The organism is Bradyrhizobium sp. Mp19, from assembly GCF_029952935.1.
Classification (GTDB): Bacteria; Pseudomonadota; Alphaproteobacteria; order Rhizobiales; family Xanthobacteraceae; genus Bradyrhizobium; species Bradyrhizobium elkanii.
Map to the genome: position 1 here is coordinate 22,655 of NZ_JASAUT010000022.1, position 16,216 is coordinate 38,870.

The window sequence follows — 16,216 nt, forward strand, 5'->3', positions numbered from 1 at the left end:
CTGCCTGTTTGTGAGCTCGCGGATTGCGCGGGCTCACGGTCGCGGCTTTTCGTGTGCCTTCGGCCAATAGGTGCCGAAGCTCCAGAGATTTCCTTCCGGATCGCGGCAGGCGAAGTCGCGGCTGCCATAGTCGGTGTCTCGCAGTTCCATCTCGATCTTGGCGCCGGCAGCCTTGACCTTCGCGTGCAGCGCGTCGGGATCGTCGACGGCGATATAGATCGAGTCCGTGCGACGGTTGTCGAGGTCGCCGACCAGCCGGCCATATGCGTCGTCACGGCTCTGGCCCAGCATCAGCATCGAGGATCCATAGGCGAGCTCGGCGTGATGGATCACGCCGCCATCGCGGTAGACGACGTGTTCGGTGAACCCAAGCACCGTCGTGAGCCAATTGGTCATCGCCTCGGCGTCCTTGCAGCGCAGGGTCGGATAGATGCGGGGCGGTTCGATGTCGTGCGTCATGGTCGCTCACCTCCTTGGCTGACGGCGCCATCCTGCACGAGGCAACGCGGCCTCGGCTTGAAGGTTTGTTACCAGTCTGCCAGCCCATCGCCGGCGTGAACCAGCCGGCGGTCGGTCAGCGCCTGGCGGCGCGCCCAGGCGGTTGGCGGTTCGCCCGCGAACTCGACGAACTCGCGGGCGAGATGGGCCTGATCGGCATAGCCGCTTTCCGCCGCGATCCCCGCCCAGCCAAGCGCGGCGCCGCTTTGTGCCAGCCGGCTCGCCCGGTGAAACCGCATCATGCGCGCCAGCGATTTGGGGGCGAGGCCGAGCTCGGACCGAAACCGGCCGGCCAGATGCTTGCGGCTCCAGCCGATCTCATCGGCCAGTGCCGTGATGCTGACAGCACCGGCCGAACGCGCCAGTTTTCGATAGGCGAACGTGACTTCGGGAGACGGCATGTGGCCGGCGCGGCGCAGCACGAACGCCTCGATCAGGTCGAAGCGGCGCTGCCAGCACGCCACGGCGCCGAGCTGCTCGCGCAGACGACGGCCATCATGGCCGAGCACATCGTCGATATCGACCATGCGCCCGACCAGGTCGGTCACGGCGCCGCCGAAGAAGCTGTAGGCGCCGAGCGGGGTGAAATCGACCTGCACGCAGGCAGCGTGGCCGTCGGACTCGATGTAGACAGGCCCGGCATGCAGGCCGGCGGCGAAGCTGAGCTGACGATCGGCCGCGCCGGGCTCGCGCGACAGCGCGATCAGGAACGGCGAGCCGAAACTGATGATCAGCGGGACGATCAGCGGCGCGGTCTGCCGTTGTGCGAACCGGCCCGTCGCGGTCTCGCGATAACCGGTGATCCGGACGATCAGGCCCGCCAGGCGCGGCGATGGCAGGCGCTGCGCGAGATCGAATGCAAGGGGTGACGCAGGCTCGGCCATGCGGATCTCGCGAGGCAGCGTCCTACGCGATATCCGAGGACTGGATACGCTTGACGCCGGCCTTGGCCATGTCGTCCCAGGCCTTGGCGAGCGATCCCTGGGTGTCGATGCCGCGGCAGGCATCTTCCACCACATAGGTCTCGAAGCCGGCCTTGCGCGCATCGAGCGCGGTCCATGCCACGCAGAAATCGGTGGCGAGCCCGGCCACGAAAACCCGCTCGACGTTGCGCGCCTTGAGATAGGCGGCGAGCCCCGTGGTTGTCTTGCCGTCGGCCTCGGTGAAGGCGGAGTAGCTGTCGACGTCCTTGTGAAAACCCTTGCGGATGATCAGCCCGGCCTGCGGGATCGCGAGCTCCTTCGACAGCGAGGCGCCATCGGTGCCCTGGACGCAGTGGTCGGGCCACAGCACCTGCTTGCCATAGGCAAGGTCGACGGTCTCGAACGGCTTCTTGCCGGAATGGGTCGAGGCAAAGGAGATGTGCCCGGGCGTGTGCCAATCCTGCGTCATCACCACATTGGCAAAGCTCTTGGCGATCCGGTTGATCACCGGCACCACCTGCTCGCCGTCCTTCACCGCAAGGCTGCCGCCGGGCAGGAAGCAGTTCTGGACGTCGATCACGAGCAGCGCGGAGCCGTCGTCGGGCTTGATCGCAGCCGCCCAGAGATGTTTTGGAACCAGCGCCGCAAGCGCCAGCGTACCGAGCCCTGCAACGACCTGTCGTCGATCCAACATCGCGCCCCTCCTCGCTCTGATAACCGTGCGAGGAGGCTAGTTCCGTTCGTGGAGCTGCGAAAGTCCGATTTTTCGGCGGGCCTGTCAGCCGCGCGGCTGGATGCCGTCGCGCACCGCGCGGAAGCGCGGGAAGGCCTTCTCCCAATCGGTGCGCGGGGAGCTGCCGATGATGCGCATCGATGTTTGCGCGCCGAACCGCAGCCACTGCACGATGGTCACCGGGGTATTGTCCTTGCCGCTGACGGCGTCGATGCGCGTCTCGAAGCCGGGCTGGCCGTCGATCCGGATCGGTTCGGACATGGTGATCCGCCCGTCGCGCACGCCGGGGATGGTGGTGGCGATCTGCTGGGCGAAGCGACCGCGATCATCTGGTGTGGCCGGGGCCGAGCCGATGATGCCAAGCAGCATGAAGGGCTTGGTCTCAAGGCCCTTGTCGTCGCCGTCGGCCATCAGCAGCGCCGCGCCCGGCGCCAGCATGCGGACATTCTTGAAGCTGCTGAGCTCGGTGACCTTGAACGGCATCATGCCGAGCTGTTCGTCGACCGGCACCTCGTTGCGGATCTGGGCGGTGGCGAACATCTGCCGCACGGCGTCGTCGGTGTAGATCTTGCTCGCGTTCTCCGGCACCTGCACCGCGACATAGCCGGAGAAGGTCGGTCCCGGCAGGATCATGGAATAGCGCCGCACATTGGTGGTGCCGTCGCGCGCGCTCTCCACGGTGTAATAGGCAAGGCCGGCCGGCGTCTCGAGGCTCTCCGGCTTGATGTTTCCGCTACCGGCCGGGTTGGCCTTGAAGGCGCTCACGACCTCGTTGTAGGCGTCCGCGGGCAGATCGGCGATCAGGACCTTCACGCCCTGGTCCTCGGTCTCGAAGCCGATGAACGATTTGGCGCGGTTGAGGCCCACCAGCGGCTTCATCCCGACATGCGCGCCCGGCGGAAACACCACGTCGGCGGCAAAGCCACGACAGGTGGCAGCAAGCAGCAAGGCAACCGCAACGAGAAGTCGGAAAGGCGTCATGGGGGATCTACCGGTTTTGCTTGGTGGCCGCGCAACGGGGCCGGTGCAGGGCTGGATGGCCTCTTTCAGTCGGACCGCTTTTAGCGGTTTTGATGACCCTGCAACAGGCCGCCAAAGCCGCGCTCCGGGCCTGCAGGCCCGATTCCATGGGCTTTTCGTCCCGATTGGCTGGCACTTTCCAGTTTCCCGACGTTTCCGACGATCGGCCGCCAGCGGCCAAACAGCGCGCCCTTGGCCTGCGCCCGCTTCCGCATACGACGTTTGTGAGTGTTCACTCAACAGCGCTGATGTCGTGTAGCGGATGTTCGCGGTCGACGGCTGACCGCATCATTGCCGATTTGTTAACTTGGATCGGGCTTGAACCGGCGCCGCAGTCGGGCTGACACAATCTTTCAAACGTCAGTCTTTTCAGGCCTCAACGTTGCGTCCAGTCCTTGCGGGCAGGACCCTCTCTCCTATATCAGGCTCACCGTCGCAATATCGCGAGTATGTGAACGTCTGGGGGTTCGGTACGGAGCGCCGTCAGGGCCCAACCAACCTGCCGTAGCAAAGAGGATATCAAAACCATGGGTAAGGTCATTGGGATCGACCTCGGCACCACGAATTCGTGCGTCGCCGTAATGGATGGCAAGAACGCCAAGGTGATCGAGAATGCCGAGGGCATGCGAACGACGCCGTCGATCGTTGCTTTCACCGACGATGGCGAGCGCCTCGTCGGACAGCCGGCGAAGCGCCAGGCGGTGACCAATCCCGAGCGTACGTTCTTTGCGGTGAAGCGCCTCATTGGCCGCCGCTATGACGACCCGATGGTCGAGAAGGACAAGAAGCTCGTTCCCTACAAGATCGTCAAGGCATCGAACGGCGACGCCTGGGTCGAAGCCGATGGCAAGACCTATTCGCCCTCGCAGGTCTCGGCCTTCATTCTGCAGAAGATGAAGGAGACCGCTGAGGCGCATCTCGGCCAGAAGGTCGAGCAGGCTGTCATCACGGTTCCCGCCTATTTCAACGACGCGCAGCGCCAGGCCACCAAGGACGCCGGCAAGATCGCCGGCCTCGAAGTGCTGCGCATCATCAACGAGCCGACGGCTGCCGCGCTCGCCTACGGTCTCGACAAGTCGAAGTCCGGCACGATCGCCGTGTACGACCTCGGCGGCGGCACCTTCGACGTCTCGATCCTCGAGATCGGCGACGGCGTGTTCGAGGTGAAGTCGACCAACGGCGACACCTTCCTCGGCGGTGAGGATTTCGACATGCGCTTGGTCGGCTATCTCGCCGACGAATTCCAGAAGGAGCAGGGCATCAACCTGCGCAACGACAAGCTTGCCTTGCAGCGCCTGAAGGAGGCTGCGGAGAAGGCCAAGATCGAGCTGTCGTCGACCACGCAGACCGAAATCAACCTGCCGTTCATCACGGCTGACCAGACCGGTCCGAAGCATCTGACGATGAAGCTGACCCGCGCCAAGTTCGAGGCGCTGGTGGCCGACCTCGTCGAGAAGACCATCGAGCCGTGCCGCAAGGCGCTGAAGGATGCCGGCCTGACCGCCGGCGAGATCGGCGAAGTGGTGCTGGTCGGCGGCATGACCCGCATGCCGAAGATCCAGGAAGTCGTGAAGCAGTTCTTCGGCAAGGAGCCGCACAAGGGCGTCAATCCCGACGAGGTCGTCGCGATCGGCGCTGCGATCCAGGCCGGCGTGCTGCAGGGCGATGTCAAGGACGTGCTGCTGCTCGACGTGACCCCGCTGTCGCTGGGCATCGAGACGCTGGGCGGCGTGTTCACCCGCATCATCGACCGCAACACCACGATCCCGACCAAGAAGAGCCAGGTGTTCTCGACCGCCGAAGACAATCAGGGCGCCGTCACCATCCGCGTCTTCCAGGGCGAGCGTGAAATGGCGGCCGACAACAAGATGCTCGGCCAGTTCGACCTGATGGGCATTCCGCCGGCTCCGCGCGGCATGCCGCAGATCGAGGTAACCTTCGACATCGACGCCAACGGCATCGTCAACGTGTCGGCCAAGGACAAGGCGACCGGCAAGGAACAGCAGATCCGGATCCAGGCATCCGGCGGTCTGTCCGAGGCCGACATCGACAAGATGGTCAAGGACGCCGAGGTCAACGCCGCCGAGGACAAGAAGCGCCGCGAGGCTGTCGACGCCAAGAACCATGCCGACGGCCTGGTTCATTCGACCGAGAAGGCTCTGGCCGAACACGGTTCGAAGATCGCCGACACCGAGCGCCGCGCGATCGAAGACGCCGTCAGCGACCTCAAGGAAGCGCTGAAGGGCGACGACGCCGAGGCGATCAAGGCCAAGACCAACACGCTGGCGCAGGCTTCGATGAAGCTCGGCGAGGCCATGTACAAGCAGCAGGCCGAGGCCGATGCGGCCAAGGACGCTGCCAAGGATGACGTTGTCGACGCGGAGTTCACCGAGGTCGATGACGACAAGAACAGCAAGAAGTCTGCTTAAGCGGATTTGCGATCATGACCCTCACACCAATGAGTACGCGCCGCGGCTCGGAGGAGTGGGGGTCATTTTTCTTTAAGGCGATCGCTGCATCTTCCAGACAGGCGCAATCCTTGACGCGATCCTGAGCGCAAGCTTCGGCGATCGCGATGAACTTCGGACGGAATTGAAGGATGTCCACCAAGCGCTGCTATTACGAGACCCTCGAGGTTGAGCGGAACGCGGACGAGACCAAGCTGAAATCGGCTTTCCGCAAGCTCGCGATGAAATGGCATCCGGACAAGAATCCGGGCGACGCCACCAGCGAAGTCCGGTTCAAGGAAATCAACGAAGCCTATGAGGTGCTGAAGGACGGCGACAAGCGCGCCGCCTATGACCGCTTCGGCCATGCCGCTTTCGAGCAGGGCATGGGCGGCGGCGGCCCCGGCTTCGGCGCCGGCTTCGCCTCATCCTTCTCCGACATTTTCGAAGACCTGTTCGGCATGGCCGGGCAGCGCCGCGGCGGCGGCCGCGAGCGCGGCGCCGACCTGCGCTACAACATGGAGATCACGCTCGAGGAGGCCTTCCAGGGCAAGACCGCGCAGATCGAGATCCCGGTCTCGGTTACCTGCGAATCCTGCTCGGGCACCGGCGCCAAGGCCGGCACCAAGCCGAAGACCTGCTCGCATTGCGGCGGCGCCGGCCGTATCCGACAGGCCCAGGGCTTCTTCACGCTGGAGCGGACCTGTCCCGGCTGTCAGGGCCGCGGCCAGATGATCGAGGATGCCTGCACCTCCTGCGCCGGTTCCGGCCGGGTGACGCGCGACCGCACGCTGTCGGTCAACATTCCCCCGGGCGTCGAGGACGGCACCCGGATTCGTCTCGCCGGCGAAGGCGAGGCCGGTGTCCGCGGCGGACCGCCCGGCGACCTCTACATCTTCCTGTCGCTGACCACGCACCAGTTCTTCCAGCGCGACGGCGCCGACCTGCACTGCCGCGTGCCGATCTCGATGGTGACCGCAGCGCTCGGCGGCGAATTCGAGGTGCCGACCATCGACAAGGGCAAGACCAAGGTGAAGGTGCCGGCCGGCACCCAGTCCAGCCGGCGATTCCGCATCGCATCAAAGGGTATGCCGGTGCTCCGTTCGCGCCAGACCGGCGACATGTATGTGCAGGTCGTGGTCGAAACGCCGCAAAATCTGACCAAGAAGCAGCAAGAACTGCTGATGGAGTTCGAAAAACTCTCGTCCGGCGCAACCCAGCCGGAGGCGGCGGGTTTCTTCTCTAAGGTCAAGGACTTCTTTGGCAATCGCTCCGTCTAGCCGCAGTCGTTATGCTTGACCGTAACGACTTCGATCTATACGTGTTTGTGACTGTTTTCTGACAACCGCTCGATTGTGCGGTCCCCGCCTGGTAGCGACATGCCTTTGCAATCGTCCGTGCGTGCGTCGAAGAAGCCCCTCCGTCTCGACGACGAGGTTCGATTTCTCCGTTCATGGATGGAGAAGCCGCTGCATATGGGCGCGGTGATGCCGTCCGGACGGCTGCTCGCCCGCACCATGGCGCAATATGTCGATCGCGACGCCGAAGGGCCGGTCATCGAACTTGGACCCGGCACCGGGGCGATCACCAACGCGCTGATCGAGCACGGCGTCGATCAAAAGCGTCTCGTCCTGGTCGAATACAATCCCGGCTTCTGCGCGTTGCTGCGCGAACGCTATCCGCAGGCCAGGGTCGTCCAGGGGGACGCCTACACGCTGCGCGATACTGTGTGGGAGGTGCTGAAATCTCCCGCCTCGGCCGTGGTCTCCGGCCTGCCGCTCGTCACCAAGCCGATGCTGACCCGCCTGAGGCTGGTCCGTGACGCCTTCCTGGCGCTCGCACCCGGCGCGCCGTTCATTCAGTTCACCTATTCGGTGGTGCCTCCGATTCCGAAGTCGCTGCCGGGCGTGTCCACAGAGGCCTCCGAGCGGATCTGGATGAACCTTCCGCCGGCGCGGGTCTGGGTGTATCGCAAGGGCTGACCACCCAGCGCCCGTCGCGCTGGGCCTGCGCCCAATACCTGCGATTTCAAGATGTCCGCGCTGAAAATCCTCGTGATCCCCGGATCGCTTCGGTCAGGCTCGCTCAATGCGAAGCTGGCCGCCGTGCTGGCGTACGAACTGGCGCAATCCGGCGCCGACGTCACCCGCATCTCGCTCGGCGATTTTCCGCTGCCGATCTATGACGGCGATCTGCAGGCGAAATCCGGCGTGCCGCAGCATGCCGTGAATCTGAAGCGGATGATCGGCGCCCATCATGGCGTGCTGATCGTGACGCCGGAATACAATTCCTCGGTGCCGGCGCTGGTGAAGAACACGATCGACTGGGTGAGCCGCGTGCAGGATCCGCATGAGGTGCGAGGTCAGGTGTTCCACGGCCGCGCGTTCGCGATTTCAGCCGCATCCGGCAACCGGCTCGGCGGCACCCGCGCGCTGGCCGCGCTTCGCCTGATCCTGACGGCGTGCCACGCCACCGTGATCCCGAACCAGCTCGCGCTGTCATTCGCCGAGCAGGCCTACGACGATATGGATCATCTGAAGCACCAGGCCGACATCGACGCGATGCGGGCGCTGGTGCGGCAGCTGATCGACCAATCCCAACGCATGATGTGAGGTGACATGCAGCCAGCCAGGATCGCTCCAAAAGACCGGTTGATCGTGGCGCTCGATCTGCCGTCGGTCGCCAGCGCCGAGGCGATGATCGACCGGCTCGGCGATGCCGTCACCTTCTACAAGATCGGCTATCAGCTCGGTTATGCCGGCGGCCTCATCCTGGCGAAGCAGCTTGCAGGCAGTGGCAAGAAGGTCTTCCTCGATCTGAAACTGCACGACATCGGCAACACCGTCGCGCGCGGGGTCGAAAGCGTCGCCGGGCTCGGCGCGACTTTTCTCACCGTGCATGCCTACCCGCAGACCATGAAGGCAGCGGTCGAGGCGCGCGCCGGCTCCGACCTGAAGATCCTCGCGGTGACGGTGCTGACCTCCTACGACGACACCGATCTGCATGCGGCGGGCTATCGCCTCAACGTCTCCGATCTCGTCGAAGCGCGCGCCAAACAGGCGCAGGCGCTTGGCGTCGACGGCCTCGTCAGCTCGCCCGAGGAGGCCGCCGCCTTGCGCAAGATCGTCGGCGATCAGATGAACCTGGTGACGCCGGGCATCCGCCCCGCGGGCTCGGCGACCGGCGACCAGAAGCGCATCATGACGCCGGCCCGCGCCATTGCCGCCGGCGCCGACTATCTGGTGGTTGGACGTCCGGTGATGGAAGCCGCCGATCCGAAGGCATCAGCCGAAGCCATTCACGCCGAAATCGCCCAGGCGCTCGCCTGAACAACAAGAGGGAGAACAGAGATGGCGAAGGGATACTGGATTGGACGCGTCGACGTTCATAATGACGAGGGCTACAAGCCCTACGCGGTGGCCAACCTTGCGATCTTCAAGAAGTTCGGCGGCCGTTATGTGGTGCGCGGCGGCCAGCTCAACTGCGTCGAGGGAGAGAGCCGCTCCCGCAATGTCGTGATCGAATTCCCCGACTACGCAACCGCGATGGCCTGCTACAACTCCCCGGAATACCAAGCCAACATCAAGGTGCGGCAGCCGCATTCGATCGCCGACCTCATCATCATCGAGGGCTATGACGGCCCGCAGCCCTGATCGCGGGTGGCCGGTTCGGTTGCCGGAACAGCCTTGGCTCGCTATATCGCGTGGAGAGGTGAGCCATGGCTGACATGCGTCTGATTGTTGCGGGAGCCGGCGGCCGGATGGGCCGCACGCTGACGCGGGTGATTTCCGAGACCCCGGGGGCGGTGCTGGTCGGTGCGCTGGAAGCGCCGGGCTCGGAGCTGCTCGGCAAGGACGCCGGCGTGCTCGCCGGCCTCCCCGCCAATGACGTCAAGCTGTCGGCCGATCTGTGGTCGATGTCGGCGGGCGCCGACGGCATCCTGGATTTCACCGTGCCGGCCGCGACCATCGCCAATGTCGCGATCGCGGCCGAGCGCGGCCTCGTTCACGTCATCGGCACCACCGGCATGTCGCCGTCCGACGATGCGGTGATCCGCAGCGTGACCAACCGCGCCATTGTGGTGAAATCCGGCAATATGAGCCTCGGTGTCAATCTGCTCGCCGCGCTCGTCAAGCGCGTCGCGCAATCGCTCGACCAGAGCTTTGACATCGAGATTCTCGAGATGCACCACAAGTCCAAGATCGATGCCCCGTCGGGCACCGCCTTGATGCTCGGTGAAGCCGCGGCCGCGGGACGCAAGATCGCGCTCGACCAGCATTCGGCGCGCGGTCGCGATGGTCTCACCGGCGCGCGGCGCGCGGGCGATATCGGCTTTGCCTCGTTGCGCGGCGGCACTGCGGCCGGCGATCACAGCGTGATCTTTGCCGGCCCCTCCGAGCGCATCACGCTCTCGCACCATGCCGAGGATCGCGCGCTGTTCGCGCAGGGCGCGCTGAAGGCGGCACTGTGGGCGCATGGCAAGAAGCCCGGCATGTATTCGATGGCCGATGTCCTCGGGTTGAGCGACTGACGCCGCTCGACGGAATGAAATCCAGCTAAGCGAAAACGGAATCTGAAATGAGTGATCGTCTTCTTGTGCTCGTTCGTCACGGTCAGAGCGACTGGAATCTGAAGAACCTCTTCACCGGGTGGAAGGACCCTGATCTCACCGAGCAAGGCGTCAACGAAGCCAACGAGGCCGGCCGCAAGCTGAAGGCGCAGGGCCTGTCGTTTGATGTCGCGTTCACCTCCGATCTCACCCGTGCGCAGCACACGCTGAAGCTGATGCTGGAGCAGATCGGCCAGACCGGATTGCCGACCACGAAGAATCTCGCGCTCAACGAACGCGACTACGGCGATCTCTCCGGCCTCAACAAGGACGACGCCCGCAAGAAATGGGGCGAGGACCAGGTCCTGATCTGGCGTCGTTCCTACGACGTGCCGCCGCCCGGCGGCGAAAGCCTGAAGGATACGCTGGCGCGGACGCTGCCCTATTACGTGCAGGAGATCCTGCCCGGCGTGCTGCGCGGCCAGCGCACGCTGATCGCAGCCCACGGCAATTCGCTGCGCGCGCTGATCATGGTGCTGGAGAAGCTGACGCCGGAGCAGATCCTCAAGCGCGAGCTCGCGACCGGCGCGCCGGTGGTCTATCGGCTCAATGCCGATTCCACCGTTGCGTCCAAGGTCGATCTGGCGGGGTAGGCTCAGACGATCACTCCGCTCAACCCGTCATCCTGAGGCGCGAGCGGAGCGAGCCTCGAAGGATGAATCGGCCCCGCTGGTGGCCGTCGACCCTTCGAGACGCGCGCAAGAGCGCGCTCCTCAGGGTGACGGTAAGAGACCGCACGCTTCGTTTGTCGCTTGCAGACGATCAGTGCAATCCCACCTGGCCGGCTTCCCAGCCCAGCATGGCCTGCTTGCGGGTGATGCCCCAGTGATAGCCGGTCAGCGCGCCGCTCTTGCCGAGTGCGCGATGGCAGGGCACCACGAACGACACCGGATTGCGGCCGACCGCGGCGCCGACCGCGCGCGAGGCCTTCGGGCTGTTGATCTTGCAGGCGATGTCGGAATAGCTGACCGCGCGGCCCATCGGGACCTTGAGCAGCGTCTCCCACACCCGCACCTCGAAGTCGGTGCCGATCAAGACGACGCGCAGCGGCTGGTCCGCCCGCCACAATCTTGTATCGAACACGCGCTGCGCCAATGCGGTGGTGCCGTTGGTGTCCTCGACATAGGTCGCGTTCGGCCAGCGCCGCTTCATGTCGGCGAATGCGGTCTGCTCGTCGCCGTGATCGGCGAAGGCAAGCCCCGCAAGCCCGCGATCCGTTGCGATCACGATCGCGGTGCCGAACGGCGAGGGATGGAAGCCGTAGCGCAGCGTCATGCCGCCGCCGGTCTTCCATTCGCCCGGCGACATCGCCTCATGCGTGACGAACAGGTCGTGCAGTCGTCCCGGCCCTGACAGGCCGGAGTCGAGTGCCGCATCGAGCACGCTGGCGGAATCGCGCAAGAGGTTCTTGGCGTGGTCAAGGGTTAGCGCCTGCATGAAGGCCTTCGGCGTCAGCCCGGCCCAGCGCCGGAACAGATGGTGCAGTTCATCCGGGGTGACGGCGGCGGCATCGGCCATCGCTTCGATGGTCGGCTGCGTGCGCCAATGCTCCGAAATGAACGCGATGGCGCGCCGAACCGAGTCATAGTCGCGCAGCGCGGCGCTCTGGAGGCCCGGCTTGGCCAGGCGCTGATCGTGTATGGCGAGTGTCATCATGGTGTCTGATTTAGGAGCCATGGCGCCTCCAAACCACCCGATTTCTGACAAGCATGATCCGGAAAAGTGGAGACCGGTTTTCCGAAAAGATCATGCTCAAACAAGACCTAGCGGATGGGGTTGTAGGTCGGGCCGCGTTTCGCGGCGTTGAGCGCCGCCGTCAAGGCCTTGGAAAAACTTGCCTTTTCGTCCGGGCCCAGGAAGCTGCCAACGCTGACCCGGCGGCCCCGGGAGACCAGATAGAGCCGCTCAATGCCGAACTCCTCATGCGAGATCTGTTCGAACCGCACCCAGAGCGGATTGAGCACCCATTCCACCACATGGCCGCGATGGCTGATCCTGCGCACCCGCAGTTCCGACGGCGTGACGGTGATTTCCTCGCTCGCCTTGGCGGTGCGGAAATTGACCTTGAACGCCCAATAGATCACCAGCGCGTCGAGGCAGAAAAAGCCGAAGATCGGCCAGGCGCCCAGCCACCAGAACACCGCGCCGGCGATGAAGCTGACCGCGGTGACGAACGACATCAGCACGATAAAGCCGGTGCGATTCAGCGAGCGGTGCGGCGTCAGCAATGCCGAGAACAATTTGGGCTCGGCCTCCGCGGCATCAGCCGCGAGGTCATCGGCCCTGAGGTCTTCGCCCGGATCAAAGTCGTTGCCTGCGGTCATGACGTATCAGTATATCCGGTTCATGGCCAAAATCATTCGCTCTCAACGCGCCAGCACGTCAAGCGTTCGCTCCGCACCGAAGAAGAAAGCCGCAAAAGCGGCAAGGCTGCTGCCCAAACGCGGGGCAAAGAAGCCGGCCAAGAAGGCCGCCAAGCGAACCGTAAAGCCGAAGCCATGGACATCGGAGGAGGTCTACGAGGCGTTCGATCGGTTCCGCAAAGCCAATCCCGAGCCGAAGGGCGAACTCGAGCACCTCAACCCCTACACGCTGCTGGTTGCGGTGGTGCTGTCGGCGCAGGCGACCGATGCCGGCGTCAACAAGGCGACGCGGGCGCTGTTCGCGGTCGCCGACACGCCGGAGAAGATGCTTGAGCTCGGCGAAGACAGGGTGCGCGACTACATCAAGACCATCGGGCTCTATCGCAACAAGGCGAAGAACGTCATCGCGCTCTCGCAGAAGCTGATCGCCGAGTTCGGCGGCGAGGTGCCACGCACGCGCGCCGAGATCGAATCGCTGCCCGGTGCCGGCCGCAAGACCGCGAATGTCGTGCTCAACATGGCATTCGGCGAGCACACGATGGCGGTCGACACCCATGTGTTTCGCGTCGGCAATCGCACCGGGCTCGCGCCCGGCAAGACGCCGCTCGAGGTCGAGCTGGGATTGGAGAAGGTGATCCCGACCGAGTTCATGCTGCACGCCCATCACTGGCTGATCCTGCATGGCCGCTACACCTGCCTCGCCCGCGGTCCACGTTGCGATGTATGTCTGATCAATGATCTCTGCCGGTGGCCGGAGAAGACCGTCTGAGGCATGATCGTCATCATGTGCTAATAGGTTCGTCCGGCGTTTGGGCGCGTGCTTGAGGAGTTTGGTGTGGCCGAGCAGGTTCAAGATGGTCCGTCGCCCGCCAGCCAGACGGCGCCTGCCAAGCCGCGATCAGTAGCAAGCGGCTTCTGGGGCCGTTTTGCGATTCCGCTGTTTGCCGTGCTCATCGCGCTGGTGTTCGTCGCGGTGGCGACCAGTCGCTGGGATGCCTGGGTCGGCAGCGCCACGATCCAGACCACCAATGATGCCTATGTGCGCGCCGAATTGACCCAGCTCTCCAGCCGCGTGTCCGGCGAGGTGCTCACCGTCGCCGTCTCCGATTTCCAGCGCGTCAAGGCCGGCGATCTCCTGGTGCAGATCGATCCGGCCGATTATCAGGCGCAGGTGGCGCAGGCCGAGGCCGGCGTGGTCGGTGCGCAGGCCGTGCTCGACAACCTCAACAACCAGGTCGAGCTGCAATATGCGACCATCGCGCAGGCCGAGGCCGCACGGTTGTCCGCGGAGGCGCAGCAGACTCTGGCACGCCAGGAGGAAGAGCGTCAGCAGTCGTTGTCGCAAACCGACGCCGGCACGCGGCAGCGGCTCGAACAGGCGACCGCATCCTACGCCAAGGCGGAGGCCGACGTGCGCGCCAGCCGCGCTGTGATTGCGGCGCAGCGCCATCAGCTCGAGGTCTTGCAGGGTACCAAGAAGCAGCGTGCCGCCGACCTCGACGCCGCCAAGGCGTTGCTGGCATCGGCCAAGCTCAAGCTTGGATATACGAAGATCGTCGCGCCGTTCGACGGCGTCACCGGCGAGCGCCAGGTGCAGCCGGGCGACTACGTCAACGTCGGCGCCAATCTGATCAACGTCGTGCCGCTGCCCAACGTCTATGTGATCGCCAACTACAAGGAAACCCAGCTGACCAACGTCAAGCCGGGCCAGCCGGTCGAGGTCACCGTGGACACATTCGCCGGCCAGAAGCTGCGCGGCGTCGTCGAGCGCATCGCGCCGGCGAGCGGATCGCAATTCGCGCTGCTGCCGCCCGACAACGCCACCGGCAATTTCACCAAGGTGGTGCAGCGCATTCCGGTGCGTATCCAGTTCGACAAGGGCCAGCCATTGCTCGAGCGCCTGCTGCCGGGCATGTCGGTCGTCACGCGGATCGACACCGGCGAGGCGGTCGCCAATGGCGGAAAGTGACGACCGCGACCGTGGTCCGGTCTCGCGCGGCGATGTCGCGCGCTATCCGCTGTTCGCGGTCGCCGCCGTGCTGCTCGGCGCGTTCCTGGCGAATTTCGACAGCCGCCTGACCTCGGTCGGCCTGCCCGATTTGCGCGGTGCGTTCTCGCTCAGCTTCGACGAGGGCGCCTGGCTCTCGACGGCTGCGATCGGCTCGCAGATCTTCGTCGCGCCAGCGGTGGCCTGGCTTGCCACCGTGTTCGGCCTGCGCCGTGTGCTCGGCATTCCGAGCCTGGTCTATGCGGTGGTCTCGCTGACCATCCCGTTCGTGCGCGACTACACGACGCTGATCGCGCTCAGCATTGCCCACGGCATGCTGCTCGGCACCTTCGTGCCGGCGACGCTGATGATCATCCTGCGCAATTTGCCCATCCGATGGTGGCTGCCGGCGATCGCGATGTACTCGATCCGCGTCGGCTTCGCGCTCGACTCGTCGAGCTCGCTGGTCGGTTTCTATGTCGAGCATCTCGGCTGGCAGTGGCTGTATTGGCAGGGCGTGGTGATCGCGCCGCTGATGGGGCTGATGGTGTATCTCGGCACGCCGAAAGAACCCGTCAATCGCGACCTGCTGCACCATGCCGATTGGGGCGGCATGCTGCTGCTCGGCGCCGGGGTGTCGATGGTCTATGCCGGGCTCGATCAGGGCAACCGGCTGGACTGGCTCTCGTCAGGCACGGTGATGGCGCTCTTGATCGGCGGCGGGCTGTTGATCGTCGCCTTCATGATCAACGAAATGGTCGCGCGCCGGCCGTGGGCGCATTTCAACGTGCTGTTCTCGCGCAACATCGGGCTCTCGCTGGTCGTCATCCTGCTGTACACGCTGACCAGCCTGTCGAATTCGTCGCTGGTGCCGAACTTCCTCGGCACCGTCGGCGCGCTGCGGCCGGAGCAGTCGGGCGTGCTGCTGTTCACCTACGGCGCGCTGCCGATGTTCGTGCTGGTGCCGATCTCGATTCTGCTGCTGCGCCACCTCGATCCGCGCATCGTCGTGGTGCTCGGCTTCTCGGCGTTCGCGGCCGCCAATCTCTGGGGCACGCAGCTGAGCCATGTCTGGGCGCGCGAGGACTTTGTCGGCATCGTCCTGCTCACGTCGATCGGTCAGGCGTTCACGCTGCTGCCGATCATCATCATGGCGCTGTCGAATTCCGATCCGTCGCGGGCGACGGCGTTCGCGGCCTATATCCAGATCATGCGCCTCGGCGGCGCCGAGATCGGCGTCGCGCTGATGGGGACCTGGCTGCGCGTCCGCGAGCAGATCCATTCCAACTATCTCGGACAGCATGTGCAGAACGGCAATATCGACGTCGTGAACCTGCTCAAGCGGCTGGCAGGTGAATTTTCCGGCGACGGCATCGGGACCGCGACGGGGCGCGCCGTCGGCACGCTGGCGGCGCTGGTCCAGCGCGAGGCCAACACGCTCGCCTATATCGACGGCTTCTGGCTGTGCTTCTGGCTCGCGATCCTGGCGCTGGTCCTGGTCGCCTTCATCACGCGCGCGCCGCAGGGCCCGTTGTCGCCGGCGCCGCTCGGCTTGGTGAAGAGCGCGATGCGCAGGCTGGGCGCCACCGCTTCCTGATTTGCGAAGCGGCGGCGCGGATATCGGCGCCGGGTCAAT

Annotated in this window: 17 protein-coding genes; 11 read left to right on the top strand and 6 right to left on the bottom strand. The window is 64.9% G+C overall.

What is annotated here, in order from left to right; translation table 11 throughout:
* Window positions 1-33: 33 nt before the first annotated feature.
* From QJT82_RS23195 to QJT82_RS23210, 4 genes are all read right to left on the bottom strand, one after another.
* The gene (locus tag QJT82_RS23195; protein WP_028341762.1) at window positions 34-459 is read right to left on the bottom strand and encodes a VOC family protein; all 426 of its coding nucleotides are present in this window, start codon (window positions 457-459) and stop codon (window positions 34-36) included.
* A gap of 68 nt (window positions 460-527) precedes the next feature.
* On the bottom strand, window positions 528-1,382 hold the full coding sequence (locus QJT82_RS23200) for a helix-turn-helix domain-containing protein (RefSeq protein WP_028341761.1): 855 nt from the start codon (window positions 1,380-1,382) through the stop codon (window positions 528-530).
* A gap of 22 nt (window positions 1,383-1,404) precedes the next feature.
* On the bottom strand, window positions 1,405-2,115 hold the full coding sequence (gene pncA, locus QJT82_RS23205; protein ID WP_259245060.1) for a bifunctional nicotinamidase/pyrazinamidase: 711 nt from the start codon (window positions 2,113-2,115) through the stop codon (window positions 1,405-1,407).
* Window positions 2,116-2,199: 84 nt separating this feature from the next.
* A complete protein-coding gene (locus tag QJT82_RS23210) occupies window positions 2,200-3,135 on the bottom strand; it encodes a hypothetical protein (protein WP_028341759.1) in 936 nt (311 codons plus the stop codon).
* 566 nt (window positions 3,136-3,701) lie between these two features.
* Here QJT82_RS23210 and dnaK point away from each other — a divergent pair.
* From dnaK to QJT82_RS23250, 8 genes are all read left to right on the top strand, one after another.
* Window positions 3,702-5,603: a molecular chaperone DnaK gene (gene dnaK, locus QJT82_RS23215; protein ID WP_026192053.1), complete on the top strand. Its 1,902-nt coding sequence runs from the start codon at window positions 3,702-3,704 to the stop codon at window positions 5,601-5,603.
* 170 nt (window positions 5,604-5,773) lie between these two features.
* Window positions 5,774-6,901 (top strand): molecular chaperone DnaJ, encoded by a 1,128-nt coding sequence (gene dnaJ / locus QJT82_RS23220; protein ID WP_028341758.1) that lies wholly within the window; start codon window positions 5,774-5,776, stop codon window positions 6,899-6,901.
* A 99-nt stretch (window positions 6,902-7,000) separates the two neighbouring features.
* Window positions 7,001-7,603 carry an rRNA adenine N-6-methyltransferase family protein gene (locus QJT82_RS23225; RefSeq protein WP_028341757.1) on the top strand — a complete coding sequence of 201 codons (603 nt, stop codon included), beginning with the start codon at window positions 7,001-7,003 and terminating at the stop codon, window positions 7,601-7,603.
* Between the two features lie 51 nt (window positions 7,604-7,654).
* Window positions 7,655-8,233 carry an NAD(P)H-dependent oxidoreductase gene (locus QJT82_RS23230; RefSeq protein WP_028341756.1) on the top strand — a complete coding sequence of 193 codons (579 nt, stop codon included), beginning with the start codon at window positions 7,655-7,657 and terminating at the stop codon, window positions 8,231-8,233.
* A 6-nt stretch (window positions 8,234-8,239) separates the two neighbouring features.
* Window positions 8,240-8,950, top strand: a complete 711-nt coding sequence (gene pyrF, locus QJT82_RS23235; RefSeq protein ID WP_028341755.1) for an orotidine-5'-phosphate decarboxylase — start codon at window positions 8,240-8,242, stop codon at window positions 8,948-8,950.
* A 21-nt stretch (window positions 8,951-8,971) separates the two neighbouring features.
* Window positions 8,972-9,274 carry a DUF1330 domain-containing protein gene (locus tag QJT82_RS23240; protein WP_028335765.1) on the top strand — a complete coding sequence of 101 codons (303 nt, stop codon included), beginning with the start codon at window positions 8,972-8,974 and terminating at the stop codon, window positions 9,272-9,274.
* Window positions 9,275-9,339: 65 nt separating this feature from the next.
* Entirely contained in the window at window positions 9,340-10,152 is an 813-nt protein-coding gene (gene dapB / locus QJT82_RS23245) for a 4-hydroxy-tetrahydrodipicolinate reductase (protein WP_028341754.1), read from the top strand.
* Between the two features lie 47 nt (window positions 10,153-10,199).
* The gene (locus tag QJT82_RS23250) at window positions 10,200-10,823 is read left to right on the top strand and encodes a 2,3-bisphosphoglycerate-dependent phosphoglycerate mutase (protein WP_028341753.1); all 624 of its coding nucleotides are present in this window, start codon (window positions 10,200-10,202) and stop codon (window positions 10,821-10,823) included.
* 169 nt (window positions 10,824-10,992) lie between these two features.
* Here the strand turns inward: QJT82_RS23250 and QJT82_RS23255 are convergent, their stop codons facing one another.
* Both QJT82_RS23255 and QJT82_RS23260 read right to left on the bottom strand, forming a co-directional pair.
* Window positions 10,993-11,886 carry a bifunctional helix-turn-helix domain-containing protein/methylated-DNA--[protein]-cysteine S-methyltransferase gene (locus tag QJT82_RS23255; RefSeq protein ID WP_281446657.1) on the bottom strand — a complete coding sequence of 298 codons (894 nt, stop codon included), beginning with the start codon at window positions 11,884-11,886 and terminating at the stop codon, window positions 10,993-10,995.
* A gap of 107 nt (window positions 11,887-11,993) precedes the next feature.
* Window positions 11,994-12,554 carry a DUF2244 domain-containing protein gene (locus QJT82_RS23260; RefSeq protein ID WP_028341751.1) on the bottom strand — a complete coding sequence of 187 codons (561 nt, stop codon included), beginning with the start codon at window positions 12,552-12,554 and terminating at the stop codon, window positions 11,994-11,996.
* A gap of 22 nt (window positions 12,555-12,576) precedes the next feature.
* Here QJT82_RS23260 and nth point away from each other — a divergent pair, with 22 nt between their 5' ends.
* From nth to QJT82_RS23275, 3 genes are all read left to right on the top strand, one after another.
* The gene (gene nth / locus QJT82_RS23265) at window positions 12,577-13,362 is read left to right on the top strand and encodes an endonuclease III (protein ID WP_028341750.1); all 786 of its coding nucleotides are present in this window, start codon (window positions 12,577-12,579) and stop codon (window positions 13,360-13,362) included.
* A gap of 66 nt (window positions 13,363-13,428) precedes the next feature.
* Window positions 13,429-14,562, top strand: coding sequence for an HlyD family secretion protein (locus tag QJT82_RS23270; RefSeq protein WP_028341749.1), 1,134 nt, complete (start codon window positions 13,429-13,431; stop codon window positions 14,560-14,562).
* Window positions 14,549-16,177 (top strand): MFS transporter, encoded by a 1,629-nt coding sequence (locus QJT82_RS23275; protein WP_028341748.1) that lies wholly within the window; start codon window positions 14,549-14,551, stop codon window positions 16,175-16,177. The genes QJT82_RS23270 and QJT82_RS23275 overlap by 14 nt, the downstream gene beginning before the upstream one ends.
* Window positions 16,178-16,216 lie beyond the last annotated feature (39 nt).